This is a genomic window from Sphingomonas bacterium (assembly GCF_903642285.1).
Classification (GTDB): Bacteria; Pseudomonadota; Alphaproteobacteria; order Sphingomonadales; family Sphingomonadaceae; genus Sphingomonas.
The window spans coordinates 164,442-186,752 of record NZ_CAHJWJ010000002.1 but is presented as its reverse complement, the minus strand read 5'-3'; the positions used below and the strand labels follow the sequence as shown (position 1 = coordinate 186,752).

General features: G+C 67.3%; 25 protein-coding genes and 1 pseudogene. 11 read left to right on the top strand and 15 right to left on the bottom strand.

What is annotated here, in order from left to right; translation table 11 throughout:
- The 12 genes from HUU99_RS02045 to HUU99_RS01990 form a co-directional block, all read right to left on the bottom strand.
- Positions 1-526, bottom strand: a 526-nt coding sequence (locus HUU99_RS02045; RefSeq protein ID WP_174284900.1) for a hypothetical protein, incomplete at its 3' end; no start/stop codon positions are given.
- Between the two features lie 115 nt (positions 527-641).
- Positions 642-1,745, bottom strand: coding sequence for a PepSY-associated TM helix domain-containing protein (locus HUU99_RS02040; protein WP_174284899.1), 1,104 nt, complete (start codon positions 1,743-1,745; stop codon positions 642-644).
- Positions 1,746-1,753: 8 nt separating this feature from the next.
- Positions 1,754-2,437, bottom strand: coding sequence for a Fe2+-dependent dioxygenase (locus tag HUU99_RS02035; RefSeq protein ID WP_174284898.1), 684 nt, complete (start codon positions 2,435-2,437; stop codon positions 1,754-1,756).
- Entirely contained in the window at positions 2,431-3,111 is a 681-nt protein-coding gene (locus HUU99_RS02030; RefSeq protein ID WP_174284897.1) for a tetratricopeptide repeat protein, read from the bottom strand. Before HUU99_RS02030 ends, HUU99_RS02035 begins: the two co-directional genes overlap by 7 nt.
- Before the next feature lie 152 nt (positions 3,112-3,263).
- The gene (locus tag HUU99_RS02025; protein WP_254602865.1) at positions 3,264-5,798 is read right to left on the bottom strand and encodes a TonB-dependent receptor; all 2,535 of its coding nucleotides are present in this window, start codon (positions 5,796-5,798) and stop codon (positions 3,264-3,266) included.
- Positions 5,799-5,858: 60 nt separating this feature from the next.
- Positions 5,859-6,122: a ribbon-helix-helix domain-containing protein gene (locus tag HUU99_RS02020; protein ID WP_174284896.1), complete on the bottom strand. Its 264-nt coding sequence runs from the start codon at positions 6,120-6,122 to the stop codon at positions 5,859-5,861.
- Complete coding sequence (locus HUU99_RS02015; RefSeq protein WP_174284895.1) at positions 6,112-6,732, bottom strand: hypothetical protein; 621 nt, start codon at positions 6,730-6,732, stop codon at positions 6,112-6,114. The genes HUU99_RS02020 and HUU99_RS02015 overlap by 11 nt, the downstream gene beginning before the upstream one ends.
- Positions 6,733-6,890: 158 nt before the next feature.
- Positions 6,891-8,717 (bottom strand): cobaltochelatase subunit CobT, encoded by a 1,827-nt coding sequence (gene cobT / locus HUU99_RS02010; protein ID WP_174284894.1) that lies wholly within the window; start codon positions 8,715-8,717, stop codon positions 6,891-6,893.
- Complete coding sequence (locus HUU99_RS02005) at positions 8,717-9,097, bottom strand: type II toxin-antitoxin system VapC family toxin (RefSeq protein WP_217430734.1); 381 nt, start codon at positions 9,095-9,097, stop codon at positions 8,717-8,719. The genes cobT and HUU99_RS02005 overlap by 1 nt, the downstream gene beginning before the upstream one ends.
- Before the next feature lie 8 nt (positions 9,098-9,105).
- Positions 9,106-9,390: a type II toxin-antitoxin system Phd/YefM family antitoxin gene (locus HUU99_RS02000; protein ID WP_174284893.1), complete on the bottom strand. Its 285-nt coding sequence runs from the start codon at positions 9,388-9,390 to the stop codon at positions 9,106-9,108.
- Between the two features lie 43 nt (positions 9,391-9,433).
- Positions 9,434-10,438 (bottom strand): cobaltochelatase subunit CobS, encoded by a 1,005-nt coding sequence (cobS, locus tag HUU99_RS01995; protein ID WP_174284892.1) that lies wholly within the window; start codon positions 10,436-10,438, stop codon positions 9,434-9,436.
- Positions 10,439-10,529: 91 nt separating this feature from the next.
- Positions 10,530-11,135: a J domain-containing protein gene (locus HUU99_RS01990; protein WP_174284891.1), complete on the bottom strand. Its 606-nt coding sequence runs from the start codon at positions 11,133-11,135 to the stop codon at positions 10,530-10,532.
- 38 nt (positions 11,136-11,173) lie between these two features.
- On the opposite strand from HUU99_RS01990, the gene HUU99_RS01985 reads away from it, so the two are divergent.
- From HUU99_RS01985 to HUU99_RS01960, 6 genes are read left to right on the top strand one after another with little or no spacing between them, the layout of a single operon-like run.
- On the top strand, positions 11,174-11,464 hold the full coding sequence (locus HUU99_RS01985; RefSeq protein WP_174284890.1) for a BolA family protein: 291 nt from the start codon (positions 11,174-11,176) through the stop codon (positions 11,462-11,464).
- Positions 11,461-12,174 (top strand): glutathione S-transferase, encoded by a 714-nt coding sequence (locus tag HUU99_RS01980; protein WP_174284889.1) that lies wholly within the window; start codon positions 11,461-11,463, stop codon positions 12,172-12,174. The genes HUU99_RS01985 and HUU99_RS01980 overlap by 4 nt, the downstream gene beginning before the upstream one ends.
- Positions 12,171-12,617 carry an NUDIX hydrolase gene (locus HUU99_RS01975; protein ID WP_174284888.1) on the top strand — a complete coding sequence of 149 codons (447 nt, stop codon included), beginning with the start codon at positions 12,171-12,173 and terminating at the stop codon, positions 12,615-12,617. Before HUU99_RS01980 ends, HUU99_RS01975 begins: the two co-directional genes overlap by 4 nt.
- Positions 12,607-13,506: a pirin family protein gene (locus tag HUU99_RS01970; protein WP_174284887.1), complete on the top strand. Its 900-nt coding sequence runs from the start codon at positions 12,607-12,609 to the stop codon at positions 13,504-13,506. Before HUU99_RS01975 ends, HUU99_RS01970 begins: the two co-directional genes overlap by 11 nt.
- On the top strand, positions 13,506-13,877 hold the full coding sequence (locus HUU99_RS01965) for a VOC family protein (RefSeq protein ID WP_174284886.1): 372 nt from the start codon (positions 13,506-13,508) through the stop codon (positions 13,875-13,877). Before HUU99_RS01970 ends, HUU99_RS01965 begins: the two co-directional genes overlap by 1 nt.
- Before the next feature lie 34 nt (positions 13,878-13,911).
- Complete coding sequence (locus tag HUU99_RS01960; RefSeq protein ID WP_174284885.1) at positions 13,912-14,793, top strand: alpha/beta fold hydrolase; 882 nt, start codon at positions 13,912-13,914, stop codon at positions 14,791-14,793.
- A gap of 164 nt (positions 14,794-14,957) precedes the next feature.
- Here the strand turns inward: HUU99_RS01960 and HUU99_RS01955 are convergent, their stop codons facing one another.
- The gene (locus HUU99_RS01955) at positions 14,958-15,740 is read right to left on the bottom strand and encodes a DUF2332 domain-containing protein (RefSeq protein WP_254602864.1); all 783 of its coding nucleotides are present in this window, start codon (positions 15,738-15,740) and stop codon (positions 14,958-14,960) included.
- A 37-nt stretch (positions 15,741-15,777) separates the two neighbouring features.
- Positions 15,778-16,056: pseudogene (locus HUU99_RS15455) on the bottom strand (DUF2332 family protein); the annotation flags it as partial.
- Between the two features lie 63 nt (positions 16,057-16,119).
- Here HUU99_RS15455 and hisG point away from each other — a divergent pair.
- From hisG to HUU99_RS01940, 3 genes are read left to right on the top strand one after another with little or no spacing between them, the layout of a single operon-like run.
- Positions 16,120-16,779, top strand: a complete 660-nt coding sequence (hisG, locus tag HUU99_RS01950; RefSeq protein ID WP_174284884.1) for an ATP phosphoribosyltransferase — start codon at positions 16,120-16,122, stop codon at positions 16,777-16,779.
- Between the two features lie 49 nt (positions 16,780-16,828).
- On the top strand, positions 16,829-18,124 hold the full coding sequence (gene hisD / locus HUU99_RS01945; RefSeq protein WP_174284883.1) for a histidinol dehydrogenase: 1,296 nt from the start codon (positions 16,829-16,831) through the stop codon (positions 18,122-18,124).
- Complete coding sequence (locus HUU99_RS01940; RefSeq protein ID WP_254602863.1) at positions 18,121-19,449, top strand: carbohydrate porin; 1,329 nt, start codon at positions 18,121-18,123, stop codon at positions 19,447-19,449. Before hisD ends, HUU99_RS01940 begins: the two co-directional genes overlap by 4 nt.
- Before the next feature lie 4 nt (positions 19,450-19,453).
- Here the strand turns inward: HUU99_RS01940 and HUU99_RS01935 are convergent, their stop codons facing one another.
- Positions 19,454-20,197 carry a helix-turn-helix domain-containing protein gene (locus HUU99_RS01935; protein WP_174284882.1) on the bottom strand — a complete coding sequence of 248 codons (744 nt, stop codon included), beginning with the start codon at positions 20,195-20,197 and terminating at the stop codon, positions 19,454-19,456.
- Positions 20,198-20,309: 112 nt separating this feature from the next.
- Between HUU99_RS01935 and nusB the strand changes: the two genes are divergently transcribed.
- Positions 20,310-20,765 (top strand): transcription antitermination factor NusB, encoded by a 456-nt coding sequence (nusB, locus tag HUU99_RS01930; protein WP_174284881.1) that lies wholly within the window; start codon positions 20,310-20,312, stop codon positions 20,763-20,765.
- 47 nt (positions 20,766-20,812) lie between these two features.
- Positions 20,813-22,249 carry an AMP nucleosidase gene (locus tag HUU99_RS01925; protein WP_174284880.1) on the top strand — a complete coding sequence of 479 codons (1,437 nt, stop codon included), beginning with the start codon at positions 20,813-20,815 and terminating at the stop codon, positions 22,247-22,249.
- The last annotated feature ends 62 nt before the right edge of the window (positions 22,250-22,311 follow it).

Below are 22,311 nucleotides of genomic sequence, written 5' to 3'. Positions count from 1 at the left end.
CCCGCGAGCGCCGGACGTGGCCCGACCTCCGGTCGAGGCGGCGCGGGCTCCGCAGCAACAGCCCGCGGAGCGCGGTCGACCGCCGGTCGCACAAGCGCGTCAGGCACCGCCATCGCAGCAACAGGCGGTCCGGCAAGCGCCGCGCGTCGAGCATCAGCCCCGCGCATTCGCGGACCACGCGCCACCGGCCGATGCGAGACCGCCCGCCCGGCGGCCAAATAGCGTCGTCCAGGTCCACCGCGGCGGCGGACCGGGCGATCCCGGTGCGGCGTTCCATGACGCCCAACGCCAGGGGGGACGCGACCAGCAGCAGGCGACGCGCCAGCAGGCCGATCTGCGGCAAAGCGACCATGCGCAGCTGCAGGCGGCGCATCAGGCGCAGCAGTCGGTTCACCAGCAGGAGGCCGCCGCGCATCAGCAGATCGCCGCGCATGCCGCACCGGTGCCCCAACATGCGCCGCCCGCGCCCCGACCGGCCCCCGCGCTGCACGCCGCACCCGCGCCGCACCCGCAGGACGGCGGACATGGGGAGCATCGTCCATGATTTGAACGACGGCCGCGGCTCAAGGTTCGCCACCCCGGCCTTCGCCGGGGAGGGGTGTCTCGCACCAGCGCGCATATGATCGCCGGTCGATCATGCTTTACCCCGCCCGCCGTGCCGCCACCGCCGCGCGCCAGCGGCGAGCGCGCCACCACATGATGATGCCGGTCACCGCTAGGATCGCGGGCAGGATGCCGCCGATGAAGATGATCGCCTGCCACACCGGCCCCATGCCGGTGCCGTCGTGCAGTCGCCGGACCAGTTGCGCGACACCGCCGTCGCGGCGCGCGGGGGCGACGACCGCGGTGCCGGTATCGTCGGCGACCTTCACGCTGGCGGGCGACCGCCCGCCGCGCGCGAGCGTCACGGTCCAGTCCGGGGTGCGATCGGTCGGCCAGGCGATGCTGCGCAGATCGCCGGGCGCGACCGCGCTGGCATGCGCGACCACCGTCGCGAGCGACTGCGCCGGCGTGGCGAGAGGCTGCGCGCGCGCCTGCATCGCGCGGTCGGGGCCACCGCGCTGGCCGGACTGACCGACCAGCGCGGCGAAGAAGGAAGGAAACGCGATCCACGCCCCCGTCAGCGACAGCATGAACAGCGGCAGCGCGACCCAGAAGCCGAACAGATGGTGCAGGTTGGTGTCGGTATTGCGATGCCGGCGCCAGCGCAGACCCCGCGCGAATCGACCGCTCATCGGCCACCACAGCCACAGCCCGGTGAAGCAGGACACCGCCATCGCCACGCCGATCCACCCGACGATCGTCCGGCCGACCCCCGGCACCAGCAGGCTGCCGTGCAGTATATGCACCGTCCGCATGATCCCGCTGTTGCCGGGTGCCTTGACCAGCACCCGCGCGGTCGGCGGGTCGAGATAGACCAGCATGCGCTGGGGCGGACCGAGACGCGGCGTGGCCCCGGCGACCGTGGCGGCGATCACGACCGGCCCATGACCGTCGGGCACGGCCAGCGTCGCGATCCGCTCCCCAGGTGCGAGGACGGTGCGCGCCGCCGCGACATAGGCGTCGGGGGCCAGCACCATATCGCCCGACACGGCGTAGCGGGCCGGGTCGAGCACGCGGTCGAGCGGTTCGTACCAGACGAGCGCCGCACCGCTGAGCGACAGCGGGATGATGAGGATCGCGAGGATCAGCCCGATCCATTTGTGCACCTGGAACCAGGCACGGCGCATCGCCAGTTTCGTCATGTCGGTCCTCAGACGTCCGCCCAGCGGCGGAGCAGATTGTGATAGATGCCGGTGAGGCGAACGACCGTGTCGTCGCCCTGTCCCTGGCCCGCGGCGACGCGTTGTACCGCGCCGTCCAGATCGAACAGGATCGCCCGCGCGCCATCGTCGCGGATCATCGACTGGACCCAGAAGAAGGATGCGACGCGCGTGCCGCGAGTGACCGGGGTGACATGGTGCAGGCTCGACGCCGGGTAGAGCGCGAGATGGCCGGCGGGCAGCTTCACCGTCTGCGCGCCGAACCGGTCCTCGATCACCAGTTCGCCGCCGTCATAGGCTTGCGGATCTTCGAGAAACAGCGTCGCGGAGAGATCGCTCCGGATGCGGAAATCGCTGCCGCGGCGGATCCGGATCGCGGTGTCGACGTGCGCGCCGAACGACTGGCCGCCGGCATAACGGTTGAACAGTGGCGGAAAGACTTTCAGCGGCAGCGCGGCGGCCACGAACAGCGGCGAGGCGGCGAGCGCGTCCAGCACGATCCCGCCCGCTTCGCGCGCCGCGGCGCATTCCTCGGGCAATTGTTCGTTGCGCTTGGCGAGTGCGGAGCCGGTACCGGACGTGGCATTGCCGTCGATCCAGTCGCCCGCATCGACGATGCCGCGAACCCGCGCGACCCCGGCCGCGTCGAGGACATCCGGGACGGCGATCAGCATCGTCCCGTGCCTTCGCGCAATACCGCCAGCCCCTCGCTCGCGAAACCGGGGATCGCGGACGCGGCCAGCCACGTCTCGACCTGCGCGACGAAGCGCGCGTTCCCCCGCCCGCCCGCCGCGCGCAGCCAGGGCAAGGCTTCGTCGACGCGGCCTGCCTCGCCCAGCATCCGTGCGTGGTTGAAGCAACCGCGGAAGTCACCGCCCTCTGCCGCCTCGGCATAGCAGGTCGCGGCCTTGGCCGGATCGACCGGTCCGGCCCAGCCGTCCTCCGCGAAGCTGCCGATGAAGTTCAGCGCCTTCGCCCGCTGCACCCCCTCGCCCGCCGCGACCGCGCGTTCCAGCCACGCCAGGGCCGCGACCTTGTCCTCCGCCAGGCCCTCGCCGAGAGCGAGCAGCGTCGCGTAATTGTACATCGCCGCGTCCAGCCCGCGCTCGGCGGCGATCCGATAGCATTGGGCGGCGCGAGTCTTGTCGGGCGCGGTGCCCCAGCCGAGATCATAGCAGCGCCCGACCATGTTGAGCGCCATCAGGTGATGCTGCGCCGCCGCCTTCACGAACCAGCCGAGCGCGGCGCGGGGGTCGGCGGGGGTGGCGATGCCGTCCAGCAGGACCTGGCCGTACAGCGCCTGCGCTTCCGGGTGGCCTTCGAGTGCGGCGATGCGGAGCGTCCCCACCCACTCCTCCCCAGCATGGGGAGGGGGACCGTGACGCGCAGCGGCATGGTGGAGGGGGCTATCCGCGAGCGATCCGCTTGTGGCACCCCCCCTCCACCGTCCTTCGGACGGTCCCCCTCCCCGTCCCGGGGAGGAATGAGCATCGGCACCCATCAAAACTTCACCCCGACCGTTCCGAATACCGTCCGGCCGGCGGCGATCGTTGCATAGTGGTTGGCATAGGCCGAGCTGAAATACACCTTGTCGGTCAGGTTCTGCGCGTTGACGCTGAAGGTCACGTTCTTCGTCACGTCATAGCTCGCCCGCGCGTCGAAGCGGACATAGCCGGGGATCTCGCGGTACAGCACCACGGTCGCGGGGTTCACCGTCACCACGCCCGCCGCGGTCTGCGTCGCGGTGCGGTTGTCGGCATAGCCGCCATATTGGCGGTCGTTGTAGATCACGCTGCCGCCCACTTGGAAGCGCTTGTACAACGTGACGTTGGTCGTCGCGGTGAAGCTGTTGCGCACGGTCGAGGGCACCTGCTTGCCGGTGTTGACCGAGGTCACGTACACGACCTGCGCCGCCTGCGTGCCGACCGCGGGGGCGGTCAGCGCGGCATTGCCGCCGTCGGTCACGACCGGATCGAGATAGGTGTAGCCGCCGAAGATCGTCCAGCCGGGCAGGATCGTCCCGCTCGCGGTCAGTTCCACGCCGCGCACCCGCGTCTTGCCCAGATAGGCGACGGTATTGGCGTCGATCGCGACACGCGCATTGTCCGTATCCGTCTGAAACACCGCTACGGCCAGCGCGAGCTTCTCGTGGAACACGCTTGCCTTTGCGCCGACCTCGTAGGATCTGGTCTTCTGCACCTTCAGCTGGTTCAGCGCGCCGGCCGCAGTCGTCGTGGTGGTCGGCAGCGCATTGTCCTCGCGCCCTTCGCCGAGCAGGCTGTTGGGCGGCGTGGCGGCGGTCGCATAACTGGCATAGACGCTGGTCTCGCGAGTAGGCTTCAGGACGAGGCCGAGTTGATAGTTGAACAGCCGATCGGTGCGCGACTCCCTGATCTGGTAGACCCCCGCCGCGGGCGGCGTCAGGCCGGTCGAGATCGCCGGCGTCAGGATCGACTGGAACCGGTCGTAGCGCAGTCCGACATTCACGATCACCGCGGGCACGACGGTGATGGAGTCGAAGCCGTAGATACTCTGCGTATTGGCATCGTTCTGCGTCTCGCTGCCGGGCAGGCCCTTCACGATCGCGGTCGGCACGTTCGACGTATCGGTGGTGGTGTTGACCCACGGATCGTTCGGATTGGGGTTGAACAGGCTGATGCAATAATAGCGCGAGACGGTCGTGGTATCGCAGCGCGGGCTGATCGTCGCGCCGGTCTGTTCGACGAACGCACCACGACGGTCCTTCTCCCACGAGATCTCGGTGCCGACCGCGATGCTGTGCTTGATGCTGCCGGTATCGAACGTGCCGTACAGGTCGGTCTGGTCGATGATGCTCTGGTCATAGCCGTAGCGCGTATTGCCCCGCCGCCAGACATAACCGCCGCCGACCTGCTCCACACCGCCCGTCGTCTTGTCGACCGTGCCCGGCGCGATCGTCGGGATGCCGAAGACGTCGCCGTTGGAGTCGTCGGGTAGCGTGAAGATATAATCCTGCTCGTCATGACTGAAGCGCGCGGTGTTGCGCAGCGTCAGGCTACCGAAATCATGTTCGACCCTGATCGTCGCCTGGTTGGTCGTGGAATTGCGGAAATCGCGGTCGGTCAGCCCGTAGAAAGTCGACCGCGCGATCGTCCCGGTCTGTCCATTCAGCGTCGTGAAGGTGCCGATCGCTGGCTGCGACAGCACATTGCCCGTCGTCGGCGCGTTGCAGACCGTCGCCGAACAGACATAGCGATAGGGCAGCCCGCTGTCGGGAAGCTCATGGCTCTCCAGATAATAATAGCTCGCCGTCAGCCGAGTCGGCGTGCCGAGCCCGATCGTGATCGACGGTGCGACGCCCCAGCGGCGCTGGTACACGTCGTCGCGCCCCGCGACGTCCTGGTCGTGCCACAGCCCCTCGATCCGGAACGCGATGCTGTCCGCGACCTTCAGGTTCAGGTCGCCGGTGACGCGCTTGTAGCCGGCATTGCCGAAGCTGCCGTCCACCTCGCCGAAATTGCGCAGTTCGGGCATCTTGGAGATGATGTTGATCGTCCCGCCCGCCGATCCGCGGCCGCCGAGCGTCGAATCCGATCCCCGTACGATCTGCACGGATTCGGTCGCGAACACCTCGCGGCTCTGCGACGCGAGATCGCGAACGCCGTCGACATAGATGCTGCCCTGGCTGTCGAAGCCGCGGATGAAGGGCCGGTCGCCGATCGGATTGCCCCCCTCCGCCGCGCCGAAGGTGATGCCGGGGATCGTGCGCAGCGCGTCCTGAAGGCTGTTCGACCCGGTCTGCTGGATGATGGTCTTGTCCAGCGTGACGATCGACCGCGGCGTGTTCACGACCGGCGCGACCGCCTTGGCATCGGCGCGGACGCGTTTGCCGTTGACCAGAATGTCGCTCTGGGAGGGATCGGTGTCCGCGTCCGCCGCGACCGCCGTCAATTTCGTGTCTTCCGCGGCCAGCGCCGGCGCGGTGGTGAACGCGCCGACACAGCCAAGCGCGAGGAACGCCGACGAGCGCGGCACGGAAACGGTACGACGGTTCAAAGCGGAAAACCCCTGATTGCTTGGGGCATTCGCTATTGAGAGTCGTTCTCACTGTCAATGCTATTGAGAGTAATTCGCAATCTGGGTTATCAGCCACGTGCGGAGCGCGCTGCCGAGGTTGGGCGGATTCGTTGCGCCGATCCGCAGCGCATCGATCTGCGCGACCAGCGCGGATAGCGGCAGCGCCTGCACCCGCGCGGCCCCCTCCAGCGCGGACCAGAAGACGGGTTCGAGACTGATCGAGGTCTGGTGCCCGGCGATGGTGATCGATCGCTTCACGGGGCCGTGGAAGCCGTCGGGGGGTGGAGCAATGTCATTTGGCATCGAAACAGCCATCGATGCGGTTGAAGCCACCGAATTTCGACGTCAGCGGGACGCGCGCCAAGTCGCGGAGCGCCAGGTCGGCGTTGCAGTAGCGCTTGGTCGTCTGCACCGTGCCGATCGGCACGAAGGCGTCGGTCGTCCGGCCGGTCGCATCGGCCTGGTGATCGAGCCGGAACCAGCGGACGGTGGCGGTCGCATGGTCCGCCGGAATGCCGCTCTGCGAATCGTCCAGCGTCGCCTCGACCAGCAGCGCCGCCCGCCGCCCGGCGATCGTCCCGGTCGCGAACCGTACCGCGCCGAGCACCCGCTCGCCATCGAAGGGATTGTCCGTGACGATGTCGTTCAGCGGGCCCGTCGCGCGGTCGACACCCACCAGGCCGACCGGACTGCCCTCCGATGGCCCGCCCAGCACCATCCAGGCGTGATAGCTATGCGCATTGCCGTTCCCACGCCACGCCTCGACGATCGTCGCCGTGCCGCCGCCGGGAAGGAAACCCGGTATGCGGTTGACGCCGGGGTGCAGTGCGATCGGCTTCAAATCTGCGATCTCGGGGGGTGGGCTCGCCGCGACGAGGAGCAGTCCGAAGCCGGTTAGGGCAAATGCACGCATCATGACCTCCGCTTTATCCGTTCATACCGCCGCGCCTGCCTATCCCACCCCGGCGAAGGCCGGGGCCCAGTTTCGGGCCTTTCGGGGCTAGCGCTCAATGCCCTATCACAACCTTCGCAGCTGGGCCCCGGCCTTCGCCGGGGTTGGCGGCATCACCCTCACGGCGTATCGAACAACGCCGCCAGTTGCTCGATGATCGTCCCGCCGAGCTGCTCCGCATCCATGATCGTCACCGCACGCGTATAATATCGTGTCACGTCGTGGCCGATCCCGATCGCGACCAGTTCGACCGGCGACTTGGTTTCGATCCAGCCGATCACCTGGCGCAGATGCCGCTCCAGATAGCTTCCCGAATTCACCGACAATGTGGAGTCGTCGACCGGCGCCCCGTCCGAAATCACCATCAACACGCGCCGATCCTCGGGCCGCGCGAGCAATCGCGAATGCGCCCACAGCAGCGCCTCGCCGTCGATATTCTCCTTCAGCAGCCCCTCGCGCATCATCAGGCCGAGCGAATTGCGCGCGCGCCGCCACGGCTCGTCGGCTTTCTTGTAGACGATATGGCGAACATCGTTCAGCCGGCCGGGCTGCGGCGGACGCCCCGCGGCGAGCCAGGTCTCGCGGCTCTGCCCGCCCTTCCAGGCGCGTGTGGTGAAGCCCAGGATCTCCGTCTTGACGCCGCAACGCTCCAGCGTGCGCGCCAGGATATCCGCGCTGATCGCGGCGATCGAGATCGGGCGGCCGCGCATCGACCCCGAATTGTCGATCAGCAAGGTGACGACGGTATCGCGGAAATCGGTCTCGCGCTCGATCTTGTAGCTGAGCGACTGCGTGGGATTGACCACCACCCGCGCCAATCGGGCCGCGTCGAGCATCCCCTCGTCCTGATCGAAGTCCCACGACCGCGACTGCTGCGCCATCAGCCTGCGCTGCAACCGATTGGCGAGTTTCGAAACCGCGGACTGCAGGTGGACGAGCTGCTGGTCCAGGTAGCTGCGCAGCCGCGCCAGTTCGTCGGCGTCGCACAGTTCGGTCGCGGCGACGACTTCGTCGAATTGCGTCGTCCAGGCTTTGTAGTCGAATTGCGGCGACGTGTCCGCGAACGGGCGGTTCGGGCGGACGGGCTGCATCCCTTCCTCGCCATCGTCGCCCGGGTCGCCGTCCATGTCGTCGAACTGGTCGTCGGACCTCTGCTGGCCATCGCCATCCTCGCTGTCCGACTCGCTCTGCTCACCGCGCGCTTCGACCTCGGCCTGTCCCTCGCCACCCTGTTCCTGGCCCTCGTCGCCCTCGTCGGGCTGCGACTCCTCTTCGGTGCCTTCGTCCTCGCTGCCGCCGTCGTCGCTGTCTTCTGGCACCTGCTCGCCCTCGACGAGTTCAAGGTCCTCGAGCAGCTTCATCGCCAGCGATTGGAACGCGCGCTGATCGTCGAGCGCCAGCAAAAGCGCCGACAGGTCAGTCTTGTCCTCGATCCAGTCGCGCACCAGTGCCAGCCCCGGCACGGTAACCGCGGGCGGCGCATTCCCCGTAAGCCGCTCACGGACCAGCAGGCCGAGGGCGGTCGACAGCGGCACCTCCGCCTGACTGCGCGCACGCGTGATGGGATCGGACCGGAGTCTGGCGTCGAGCGCTATCGCGAGGTTGTCGGTGATCCCCGCATAGCCGCGTGCGCCCAGCGCCTCGACCCGCGCGCCCTCGATCGCATCGAATACCGCGCGCGCCACCGCCTCGCCAGGCGCGCCACGTGTGTGGAGCGCGGTGTCGTGATGCTTCAAACGGAGCGCGAAGCCATCGGCGAACCCACGCGCCTCCGCCACCTGTTCAGGTGGCAGCGCGCGCGCGGGCATCGGCACCTTGATATGCTTGCCCGACTGTACAGGCGCGTCGGCGGTGAATGCGAGTTCCACCTCCGGCTCGTCCGCGATCGCGCGTGCCGTGCCGGCGAGGACGGCCTTGAACCGGTCGAGAGGGGTTTCGGTTGACATTACCAGAGAACCTTACAGCCGAATTTGGCGATTTCGCGGTCGCGGGTCACGACGGTCATGTCGTCCAGCAAGGCTTGCGCCGCGATCAGCCGGTCGAAGGGATCTTTGTGGGCACCCGATAGGGAGCCGCCATGCACGCCGTGCTGCGCCGTCACGGGGAGATGATAGAATCCGTCGCGGATCACATCCTCCGCGAAGGCCGGCAGGCTGGCGCGCATCTCGAGCAATTGTCCCTTCCGGATTTTGGTCGCCAGTTCCCAGCCCGACGCCGCGCTGACGAACACCTGATTCGACGTGGCGGTCATCGCCGCTCTGGCAGCGGTCGGCAATGTCGGATCATTTTTCCACCACCAGATCAGCGCATGCGTATCGAGCAGCAACCGCATCGTCATTCCGGCGGGAAGATACTGGCGTTCTCGATTTCGTCGAGTTCCTCTTCGGTGAAACAAGGAGCCATCACATCCTCTTCCGAAACGTGCTCGAGCAAATGCGCGTAGCGCCCGGGTTGACGCACCATCCGAGGTTCCTCGGCTAGCGGCATCAACCGCGCATAGGGCTCGCCATCCCTAGCGACAATAATCTCTTCCCCGGCATGCGCGCGACGCACCAAGCGAGAAAATTGCGTCTTCGCCTCGTGGATATTGAACGTCGTTTGCGGATCGGCTTCTGCCATGCTGGCCTCCTGATGGACTAACTACCTTAGTCCACCGCCATCATCAACCCTTCCCCACCACGCTTTCCGGCAGATCCTTCCCGAACACGCGCTGGTAATATTCCGCCACCAGCGACCGTTCCGCCTCGTCGCATTTGTTCAGGAACGACAACCGGAACGCGAAGCCGACATCGCCGAAGATCAGCGCGTTCTGCGCCCAGGTGATGACGGTCCGCGGGCTCATGACCGTCGAGATGTCGCCGTTGACGAAGCCCTTGCGCGTCATGTCCGCCACGCGGACCATCTGGTCGACGACCTTCTTGCCGTCGGGCTTGTCGTATTCGCCCGACTTGGCAAGCACGATCTGTGCCTCGACCGCGGCGGGCAGATAGTTCAGCGTGACGACGATGTTCCAGCGGTCCATCTGGCCCTGGTTGATCTGCTGCGTGCCGTGATACAGCCCGCTGGTATCGCCCAGGCCGACCGTATTGGCGGTGGCGAACAGGCGGAACCAGGGATTCGGGCGGATCACCCGGTTCTGGTCGAGCAAGGTCAGCTTGCCCTCCGTCTCCAGCACGCGCTGGATCACGAACATCACGTCGGGGCGACCCGCGTCATATTCGTCGAACACCAGGGCGGTCGGCGTCTGGAGCGCCCAAGGCAGCAACCCCTCGCGGAATTCGGTGACCTGCTGCCCGTCCTTCAGCACGATCGCGTCGCGCCCGACCAGATCGATGCGGCTGATATGCGCGTCGAGATTGATGCGGATGCACGGCCATTTCAGCCGCGCGGCGACCTGTTCGATATGCGTCGACTTGCCCGTGCCGTGATAGCCCTGGACCATCACGCGCCGGTTGTGCGCGAACCCCGCCAGCACCGCGAGCGTGGTGTCGGGGTCGAATACATAGGCCGGATCGAGATCGGGAACGCGTTCGTCCGCTTCGGAAAAGGCGGGGACCTCCATGTCCGAATCGATCCCGAACATCTCACGGATCTTCGCGACGCGGTCGGGCGCTTCGAGGATCGTCGTTTCTCGACTGTCGGGCATGGTGTTGGGGATATCAGTCATTATTGCCTCGCCTGTGGCTCAACGCCTTAGGGCAACGAACGGCCCCGCTTCAACCATTCAGCGCAAGTCCGACCCATCGAGGTGACCCATGTCATGCGAACGCCGGTGCCTGGCGCAGCTGCTGGTACGCCGCGATCACCTGTTGCAGCATCGTCTCATGCGCCCGGTCGCCGCCGTTGCGATCGGGATGATAGCGGCGAACCAGTTCGCTGTAGCGCCTGCGCAGCGCCATCCGGTCCGCATCCGCCGCGAGGCCGAGGACCTTCAGGCTCGCGCGGTCCTGTCCCGATAAGGGCTTGCCGTCGGACCGCTCCGGCGCGGTCTCGCGGCGGAAGCGCGCGCCGATGGCGTCCATCGGGTCGCTGAAATCGGTCCAGCGTGGCGGGCGATCCGCGCCGCCATGCGCGAACGCACGCGTTTCCCGCTCCCATCCCGCCAGCGGCCGCTGCGCGTCGTGGATTTCGTCCACGCTCATCCCGTCGAAGAAATTGTACCGCGAATTGAACGCGCGGACATGTTCCAGGCACATCCAGCGATAGGGGCGCGGGCCGTCCGGGCCAGCCGTTCCCTCCGCCGGCGGCGCGCGGAATTCGCCGGGTTCGTCGCAGCCCGGCTGGGCGCAGCGCTGACCGGTATTCTCGACCCGGCCATGGAAGCGCGGGCTCGGCCGCTCCTTCTTTTCGTTTTCCCCCGACACCGGGTCCCCGCTCCGACAAAAGGCGCTATATAGGCGCGATGAATGCCACTTCTACAGAACCGCTCGCCGACACGATCGCCGATCGCCTGACCAGGGCGCTCGCTCCGTCGCATCTCGCCGTGTCTAACGACAGTCGCCAGCATGCGGGGCATATGGGCGATGACGGCACGGGCGAGACGCATTTCTCCGTCGCGATCGAAAGTGCCGCGTTTTCGGGGCGCAACCGGGTGGAAAGACAGCGTATGATAAACCATGTGCTGGCCGATCTGCTAGCCACGCGAATCCATGCGCTCGCCATCAGGGCGCGCGCGCCGGAGGATGCGCGATGAGTTACCAGCTTTGGTATTGGCCCTCGATTCCCGGCCGTGGCGAATTCGTCCGGCTGCCGATGGAGGCGGCGGGTATCGGCTATGAGGATTGCGCGCGTCTGGCCGGTGACGCGGGGCAGGCATTGCTCGCCGACATGGCGGCGCGCAGCGGCCGAACGCCGTTCGCGCCGCCCTATCTGGTCAATGACAGGTTGGTGATCGCGCAGGTCGCCAACATCCTGATGTACTTGGGCGAGCGCCACGACGTCGCCCCGTCGAACATCGCCGACCGGCTATGGCTGAACCAATTGCAGCTGACGATCGCGGACATGGTCGCGGAGGTGCACGACGTCCATCACCCGGTCGACGCGATGGCCTATTATGCGGAACAACGCCCCGAGGCATTGCGTGCCGCCGGGCGGTTCCGCGCGGAACGAATGCCCAAATTCCTCAAATATTTCGAGCATGCGGTGATCGCCAATCCCGGCGATTGGCTGATCGATCACCGCTGGACCTATGTCGATACGTCGTTGTTCCAGCTGGTCGAGGGGCTGCGCTACATGTTTCCGAAGCGGATGGCGACGCTGGAGCCCGACCATCCGAACCTCGTGCGGATCCATGCGCAGGTCGCCGACCTGCCCGGCATCCGCGCCTATGTGAAGAGCGACCGGCGGCTGGCGTTCAACGAGAACGGCATCTTTCGCCATTATCCCGAGCTGGACGCCGCGTGAGGGTGCCACGCCCCGCCGCGCGAATCCTGTTGGTCGATGGCGAAGGCCGCATCCTGCTGTTCCGCTTCACGCCCGACGATCGCCCGGCTTTCTGGTGCACCCCGGGCGGCGCGGTCGACCCGGGCGAAAGCTACGAAGCGGCGGCGCGGCGTGAGCTGCGCGAGGAAACCGGGATCGATGCCGATCCCGGTCCCGAGATCGCGCAGCGGCAGGTCGAATTCCGAACGATCGAGGGCATCGAGGTCAGCGCCGACGAGCGCTGGTTTCGCGTCGATGTCGGCGCGGTCGATATCGATTCGTCGGGGCATACCGAACTCGAACGCCGGGTCATGACGCAGTGGCGCTGGTTCACCCGCGACGAGCTGGCTGTGCATGACGAGCGATTCTATCCCGAGGATCTGACCCGGATGCTGAACGCGACGGAGCGCGCGCATGTTCGGTGACTTCATCGAACAGGAAATCCTGCCCGTCACACACGATCTGGGCGGGTTCAAGGTTCACCGCACGCTCCCCGCCAAGGCGCGGACGATGGTCGGGCCGTTCCTGTTCTTCGACCAGATGGGTCCGGCACATCTGCCGCCCGGCCATGGCATCGACGTACGCCCGCACCCGCATATCAACCTGTCGACCGTCACGTACCTGTTCGATGGCGCGATCGATCACCGCGACTCGCTCGGCACCGCCAAGCGGATCGAACCCGGTGCGGTGAACCTGATGACCGCGGGGCACGGCATCGTCCATTCCGAACGATCGCCGGGCGACGAGCGGAGCGATGGCCCGGTCCTGTCGGGCATCCAGACATGGCTTGCCTTGCCCGATGCGCTGGAGGAGACCGATCCGGCATTCGAACATGTCTCCGCCGCCGGCCTGCCGATCGTCGAGGCGAACGGTGCGCAGGCGCGGATCGTGATGGGCTCGCTATGGGGCGCGACCGCCCCGACGACCGCGCTGGCGGGGGCGATCTATGCCGACATCATCCTGCAGCCGGGGGCCACCGTGCCGATCGACGCCGCCGCGGACGAGCGGGCGCTGTACCTGGCGCAAGGCGAAGCGACGCTGGAGGGCGTGCCGTTGACGCCGATGACGCTGTACGTGCTGCGTCCCGGCATCGCGGCCACGTTGCGATCGGCGAACGGTGGCCGCGCGATGCTGTGCGGCGGCGATGCGTTCGCAACGCCCAGGCATGTGTGGTGGAATTTCGTCTCCAGCCGGCGCGACCGGATTGCCGAGGCCAAACGCGCCTGGATGGCGGGCGACTTTCCCCGCGTGCCGGGCGATGCGCAGGAGTGGATCCCGATCCCCGAGGTACCGAAGACCGTGAGCTATCCCTGATGAACCCGACGCTTCGCCCGCATGCCTTTGTCCTCGCCGTTCGCGACCTTGCGGCGTCGACTATGTATTTCACCGAGACGCTGGGCTTCACGAAGGATTGGAACGACGGCGACAATTGGCAAGCGGTCATTCGGGACGACGTGCGTTTGATGATGGGGCGTTGCCCCGGTGCCATTCCGGCGTCGGCGCTGGGCGACCACAGCTATTTCGCCTTTATCGCGACCAGCGACGTCGATGCGCTGCATACCGAATTCGCGTCTCGCGGTGCCCGTATCCTCGCCCCGCCCGCGGACAAGCCCTGGGGCTGGCGCGAGATGCCGGTCGCGACGCCCGAAGGGCATCGCATGATGTTCGCGACATGGGTCGGCTGATACGGACAGCTTCCCGAGAATGGCAGGAGAGTGAATGACCGACGACCTGCAACGCATCGCTTTATCCACCGGCGTCGAACTCGACGTCCAGATCACCGGCGACCCCGCCGCCCCGCCGATCATCCTCCTTCACGGCTTCCCCGAATCGCATCGGACGTGGCGTCACGTCGTCCCCGACCTCGCCCGCGACCATTACGTCATCGCTCCGGACCAGCGCGGCTATGCGCGATCGTCGAAGCCCGAGGGCGTGGAGAACTACACCCCCGACAAGATCGTCGCCGACCTGATCGCACTCGCCGACCATCTCAGCATCGACCGATTCACGCTGGTCGGGCACGACTGGGGTGGCGCGGTCGCCTGGATGGCGGCGCTGCAACACCCGGACCGCATCGCGCGGCTGGTGATCGTCAACGCGCCGCACCCGCTCGTCTTCCAGCGCACCATCTTCGACGAGCCCGCGCAGCGCGCGGCAAGTCAATATATCCGCGCATTCCGCAATACCGATCTGGAGGCGCATATCGCGATGATCGGGCTTTCGTCCTTCTTCGACGGCAGCTTCATGAAACACACCGACTTCGCGAAGATCGCGGACGAGAAGCCCGTCTATCTCGACCAATGGGGTCAGCCCGGCGCGATGACCGCGATGCTGAACTGGTACCGCGCCAGCGCGATCCAGGTGCCGGCAATGGACGAGACCCCGCCCCGGCCCACCTTTCTCGACGCGCCATTCCCGCCGACGAAGATGCCGGTGCTGGTGGTCTGGGGGGCGGAGGACAAGGCGTTGCTGCCGAGCCAGCTGGACGGGCTGGACGCGCTGGTGCCGGACCTTACGGTGGTCAAGGTCGATGCCGGGCATTTCGTGCCGTGGGAGAATCCGGCCGCGGTGATCGCGGCGATCCGGGGGTGGGCGGGATAGCACGTACGCCCTTATCCCCACCCCGGCGAAGGCCGGGGCCCGGTTACGAGACGATAATGGCTGCGAGATACCCGCGTTAGCTAGCGACGGTGCAACTGGGCCCCGGCCTTCGCCAGGGTGGGAATGAAGGCTCAGCTTGCACTCCGCGTCCCTCCAAAGAACAATCAAACCCGAACCTCCGCACCCTCCGGCAACGCGATCCCCCCATCCCCCGCATCGGGCGCCCGCGAATCGATCCACGCCGCATGCGCATGCGCCGTCGCCGACACCTGCCAGCGATCATCCCCCGGCCAGCCGCACACCCGCACGACCATATGGCCGAGCGACCGGTCCGGTTCCATCGACACCCAGGCCAGCGGACGGTCGACCGTCGCGCGCGCACCCGCCGCAATCATCGCCGTGCGGATACGTTCCGCGACGGGCTCGGGCAGATATTGCCACACCACCGAGTGCATCAGGACGCGCGCGACCCCCGCCGCCTGCGGCTCGGCGAGCCGCGCCTCGATCCAGTCCGCGGCGTCGGCCTGCACCAGATCGACCGGCCGTTCGCGCAGCATCGCGATCGCGCCCTGCACGCGGGCCAGCCGCTCGGGTGCCTCGGCCCAGATGAACGCCGCCAGCCGGGCCTCGACCGCGGGATCGGTCGCATCCATCGGCTTAACGTCGCAGCCGCGGACGGCAACGATGTCGACGGGGACCGATGGCGGCGGCGGCCCACGCCAGTCGGGCACGATCGACACCGGCGCATCCGCCGGCCCGACGACCGTGCCGCCCAGATCGATCCGGAAGCGATCGATCAGCAGGTTCAGCCCGGCACTCGATCCGATCTCCAGCACCTCCAGCTTCGGCCCGAACCGCGCGGCGGTGGCGATCAGTCCGGTAATCAGCGCAGCCGATCGACCGGGCTCGTTCGTCTGGCGGACCGTCGAGCCAGGGATACAACGCATCGTCATGGTCGCGCAGGACGTCGGCCACGACTGCGGCGATCCGGCCGGGCGCGGCGATTCGCCCCGCGAACATGTCCGCCAAGTCCGCATCCGCCCCGGCCAAGACCAGCGCGTGCAGCGCACCGATCAGCCGCAGCGGCACCGCATCGCGGGTCGGCTCGCCCGGCCAGTCCAGCACGCGCGCACCCGTCCGCGTCTCGCGCGTCAGCCCATCCGCGAGCGCGGCGCAGACCTCCGCATAGATCGGCGAGGCGTTCGCGCGGCAATAATGTTCCTGGATGCGAAAAGCGCCGCGATTGGTATCTTCGGTTGCCATCCTGCCCTCCTGTCGGCGGGCATGTTGCACCCGCCCCTCCCCCCCCGTAAAGCCCGGCGGGAAATGGCCACCCCGATCATCATCGCGGTCCCCAAGGGACGCATCCTGGCGGAGGTGATCCCCTTGCTGACGGCGGCGGGTATACGGCCCGAGGCCGGCTTTATGGACGAAGACAGCCGTGCGCTCCGCTTCGCGACCGACGTGTCCGGCATCGAACTGATCCGCGTGCGCGCATTCGACGTCGCGACCTTCGTCGCCCATGGTGCGGCGCAGATCGGTATCGTCGGGTCCGACGTGCTTGCCGAATTCACCTATTCCGAACTCTATGCGCCGGTCGATCTCGGCATCGGTCACTGCCGGCTGTCGGTCGCCGAGCCCGTCGACATGGCCGCTACCGACGACCCACGCGGATGGAGCCATGTTCGCGTCGCCACCAAATACCCGCACGTCACCGCCGCGCATTTCGCCGCGCGGGGGGTGCAGGCGGAATGCGTGAAGCTGAACGGCGCGATGGAATTGGCGCCGACCCTGGGGCTGGCACCGCGGATCGTCGATCTGGTGTCGTCCGGGCGGACGCTGGCCGAGAACGGGCTGGTCGAGGTCGAACGGATCATGGACGTGACGTCGCGGCTGGTGGTCAACCGCGCGGCGATGAAGACGCGGCCCGAGGTCGTACCGCTGGTCGAGGCGTTCCGGCGCGCGGTTGGGGTGGCGGCGTCGTGAGCGCGGCCTTCTTCTGCTCCCCCTCCCGTACACGGCAGGGGAGTGAGAGGTGATCCGCCTCCACACCGCCGAACCCGACTTCGCCGATCGTTTCACCGCACTCGTCGAGGATCGCCGCGAATCCTCGACCGACGTCGCGCGCGACGTCGCCGCAATCATCGCCGCCGTCCGCAGCGATGGTGAGACCGCGGTCGCCGAGCTGACCCGTCGCCACGACCGCCACGACCTCGCCACCACCGGCTGGCGGATCGCGCCGGAGGACTGCGCCGCCGCGTTCGATGCGCTCGACCCGGACCTGCGCGCCGCACTCGAACTCGCCGCCACCCGCATCCGCGCCTATCATGAGAAGCAGCGCCCGACCGATACCGACTATGTCGATGCCGCCGGTGTCCGGCTCGGCGCGCGGTGGCGCGCGGTCGATGCGGCGGGGATCTACGTCCCCGGCGGGCGCGCGGCGTATCCGTCGTCGCTGCTGATGAATGCGATCCCCGCGCGGGTCGCGGGGGTCGGGCGGTTGGCGATGGTCACGCCGACGCCGGACGGGCAGATCAGCGCGCTCGTCCTCGCCGCGGCGCATCTGGCGGGCGTCGACGAGGTATGGCGCATCGGCGGTGCGCAGGCGATCGCCGCGTTGGCGTACGGTGCCGGCCCGATCGCGCCGGTCGATATCATCACCGGCCCCGGCAACGCCTGGGTCGCGGAGGCGAAGCGGCAGGTCTACGGCGTCGTCGGCATCGACATGGTCGCAGGGCCGAGCGAGATCGTCGTCGTGGCGGACGGCCTGAACGACCCCGAATGGATCGCCGCCGACCTGCTGAGCCAGGCCGAACACGACGTCACCACCCAGTCGATCCTGTTCACCGATGACGATGCCTTCGCCGACCGGGTCGCTGCCGCGGTCGATCGGCAACTGGACACGCTCGGCACCGGCACGACGGCGCGCACCGCGTGGAAGGCCAATGGTGCGATCGTCGTGACGTCGACGCTCGAGGACGCCATGCCGCTCGTCGATCGTCTCGCGCCCGAACATCTGCAGCTCGCGATCGACGATCCGCAGGCCCTGTTCGACCGCGTCCGCCACGCCGGGTCGGTGTTCCTCGGCCGTCACACGCCCGAAGCAATCGGCGATTACGTTGCCGGGCCCAACCATGTTCTCCCCACCGGCCGCCGAGCGCGGTTCGCGTCAGGGCTATCGGTGCTAGACTTCATGAAGCGGACCAGTTTCCTCGGGCTCGACGAAGCCGCGCTGCGCGAACTCGGCCCGGCGACGGTCGCGCTCGCGGAGGCGGAGGGTCTGCCCGCGCATGCGCGCTCGGTCGCGCTGAGGCTGCGGCTGAACCGGTGATCCGCGCGGCGGCGATCACACTGGCCGGGCTTGTCGCTACGGGGACGGCTGCTGCCCAGACGACGCCCGACACCCCCGCGCCGCCGTCCGATCAGACCTATGCGATCCACGGGCAGGCGACCTTCGTCGCGCAGGGCGTCGGCGGGTTTGCTTCGCCTTATGCCGGCACGAACAGTCTGACGCCGCATCAGGTGAAGGAAACCTTCGACGCCACCGCGTTCATTGGCGTTCGGCCGTGGCGCGGCGCGGAGCTATGGGCGAACCCGGAGATCGACCAGGGGTTCGGCCTGTCGAACACGCTGGGCGCGGCGGGCTTCCCGAGTGCGGAGGCGTACAAGGTCGGCAAGGCGTCGCCCTATTTCCGGCTGCAACGGCTCTTCTTCCGCCAGACCATCGGGCTGGGCGGCGAGCGACAGGCGGTCGATGCTGCGCAGAACATGCTCGGCGGCAGCCATGACGCCAACCGGATCGTCCTGACGATCGGCAAGTTCGGCGTCGGCGACGTGTTCGACACCAATGCCTATGCGCACGATCCGCGCGGCGATTTCCTCAACTGGTCGGTCGTCGACGCCGGCACGTTCGATTACGCGGCGGACGCGTGGGGCTATAGCTACGGCGTGTCGGGCGAGCTTTATACGGGTCCGTGGACGTTCCGGCTCGGCGGGTTCAACCTGTCGAAAATCCCCAATGGCGAGACGCTGGAAACGGGCTTCGGCCAGTATCAGGTCGATGCCGAGGTCGAGCATCGCCACACTGTCGCGGGACGCGCGGGCGCGGTCAGGGTGACGGTCTTCCGCAACCGCGGACAGTTCAGCCGGTTCGACGATGCGGTCGCCTATGCGCTGGCGACGGGCGGGCCCGTCGACCCCGTCCCCACCCGCCGCCGCCTGACGCGGATCGGCGCGCAGGTAAACGCCGAGCAGGCGTTGACCGACACGTTCGGGCTCTTCGTCCGCGCGGGTTATGCGGACGGGTCGATCGAGCCGTACGACTTCACCGACATCGACCGCACCGCCCAGGTCGGCGGCGCGCTGTCGGGCAAGGGCTGGGGTCGCACGAACGACCGGGTCGGGCTGGCACTCGTCGTCAACGGCATCTCTGCGGCGCATCGGCGCTATCTGGCGGCGGGCGGGATCGGCGTGCTGATCGGCGACGGGCGTTTGCCGGATGCCGGGGCGGAGCAGATCGCGGAACTCTATTATGATCTCGCAGCGCTGAAGGGCATCAACCTGACACTCGACGCGCAGCACATCGCCAACCCCGGCTACAATCGCGACCGCGGGCCGGCGAACGTGCTGGCGGTACGGCTGCACGGGGGATTCTAGTAGATCAATACGAACCCGCCGTGAAGGTCAGGTGAAAAGGCGTTGCAGGGACGCCATCGACCGACTTGAAATTCATGTAAGGCGTCTCGTTGAACGCGACATGGTACGTCCGCCCCGGTGCCGCGGTACACCGCATCATGAAAGTCCGACCATCGGCCGATTGCGTCGGGCGATTACTGCAAGCGGGGTAACTATCGGCGGACGACTGCACGAACGAATACGACCCGCCGCGCATCGGCCGATCATAGGTCACGGACAGCAGGAATGGACCGGGCGCGATGGTGGCACCGGCAGCCGGTAAGGTTCGAATAACATGCGGCGCGGCTTGCGACCCTACAGCGGGCCCTTCGGTGGGAACCGCCATCCAGAAAGCGATCGCGGAAATAGTGACGAAGATCATGAGCATCGCTCCAGTGGTGTAAAGGAAAGCGCGCCTCAAAGGCGTTCGCGGATCAGTCCGCGCCCCTCGCTCAGCCTGAAGATCGACCTGCCCCGTAACCCCTAATTTCTGAGGTCCAGAAAATTTGGGGCCGGACCAGGCGGACTCGCAGCTCTCTAGCGCATCCAGCATGCGCGCGGCTTCCCGACTGCTGGACGCGCCCAGCTTGCGTCGCGCCGTGCGAAGCCGCTCGTTGACCGTGTGAACGGACAGGTCGAGTTCGACCGCCATCGACTTGGCGTCGTGCCCACGGCCCAGCATGACCAAGACCCGTCGCTCACGCTCCGTCAGCGCCGATAGGTCGGACATCGCATTCCCCCGATCGTTCGGCTCGTGTTCGCAAGCCTCGGTCAAATTCGCAACCGCTCACTATCGACCGCAGGGGGTGACGCGCCCGCCCCCACCGCCTAAAGCCCCCGCGATGTCCCGCACCGCCACCCGATCGAAGGCCCGCGCCGCCGCGCGGCTTGCCGCCGTCCAGGCGCTGTACCAGCATGAGATGGAAGGTATCGCGGTCACCGCGCTACTCCATGAATTCCATCAGCACCGGATCGGCGCGACGATCGAAGATGTCGAATATGCCGAGGCCGATGCCGATTTCTTCGATGATATCGTAAAAGGCGCGGTCGCGCGGATCGGCGAGATCGACGTCGCGATCGAGGCGAAGCTGGCGAAGGGCTGGACGCTGCCACGGCTCGATAAGCCGATGAAGGCGATCCTGCGCGCCGGCACTTACGAACTCCTGGCACGCGCCGACGTGCCTGCGGCGGCGGTGATCACCGAATATGTCGATGTCGCCCACGCGTTCTACGAACGGCGGGAGTCGGGCTTCGTCAACGGCTTGCTCGACGCCATCGCCAGGCAGGTCCGGACCTAGCACCGGCCGCGCTTGCCAGTGTCATATGCGCCCGGTAGCCCGGGGCGATGACCATCGCTGCCACCATCGTCGCCGACCTCGATCGCCTGTACCTCGCCTCCGTCGCCCGTCTGCAGGCCGCGCTCGGTGCCTATCTGACGAACGGCACAATTCCCGAAGCGGCAGCGCGCACCGATGGATCGTTCGCCTATCCCGACATCCGGCTGATCTTCCGTGGCGGCGACGATCGACCGACGCCGCTGCGTTCGTTCGGACGGCTTGTGCAGCCCGGCGAATATCGGACCAGCGTGACCAAGCCCGGGCTGTTTGCGGACTATCTGACCGAGCAGCTGACGCTGCTGATCGAGGATTACGACGTGTCGGTGGAGGCGGTGCCGGGGCGGCAGGAAATTCCGTTTCCCTATGTGCTCGACCCCGGCCACGCGCTTAGCCTCGACTCGGTGTCCGCCGGCGAACTGGCGCGCCATTTCCCGGCGACCGACCTGGCGCATATCGGCGACGAGATCGCGGACGGGCTGTGGAATTCAGCCGCCGCGGCACGGCCGCTCGCGCTGTTCGATGCGCTTCGCACCGACTTCTCGCTTGCGCGCCTCCGGCACTATATGGGCACGCCCGCGGAGCATACGCAGCGGTTCGTATTGTTCACGAACTATCACCGCTATGTCGATGAATTCGTTCGCTGGGCGGCCGGACAGCTGGGCGACGGCAGCCGCTTCACCGCGCTGTCGGGGGCGGGCGATGTCGTCATCCGGCCGGGGGACGACGCGAACGAGCTGATCAACGACAGCGCGTGGCGGCGGCATCAGATGCCCGCCTATCACCTGATGGCACCGGATCGGACGGGGATTACGCTCGTCAATATCGGCGTCGGGCCGTCGAATGCGAAGACGATCACCGATCATCTGGCGGTCATCCGACCCGAGGCGTGGCTGATGATCGGGCATTGCGGCGGGCTACGGCCGTCGCAGCGGATCGGCGACTATGTGCTGGCGCATGCCTATCTGCGCGACGACCATGTCCTGGACGATGTGCTGCCCCCCGAAATCCCGGTGCCCGCGATCGCCGAGGTGCAGGTGGCGATGGCGAAGGCGGCGGAGATCGTGTCGGGGCAATCGGGCGAGGAGCTGAAGCGGCGTCTTCGTACCGGCACCATCGTGACGACGGACGACCGTAACTGGGAACTGCGCTATTCGCGGTCGGCGCTTCGCTTCTCGCTGTCGCGCGCGGTCGGGATCGACATGGAGTCGGCGACGATCGCGGCGCAAGGATACCGTTTCAGAGTACCTTACGGGACATTGCTGTGCGTGTCGGACAAGCCGCTGCACGGCGAACTCAAGCTGCCGGGGCAGGCCAACCGCTTCTACGAGCGCGCGATCAGCGAGCATATGCGGATCGGGATCGAGGCGTGCGAACAATTGCGTTTGGAGGGTGCAAAACTGCACAGCCGCAAGCTGCGTGCGTTCGACGAGCCGCCATTCCGCTAGCGCCAGGCGGGCAATTGAACCAAGCTATGACGGTTGCGTTACGCATCCGGAATCACTTTCAG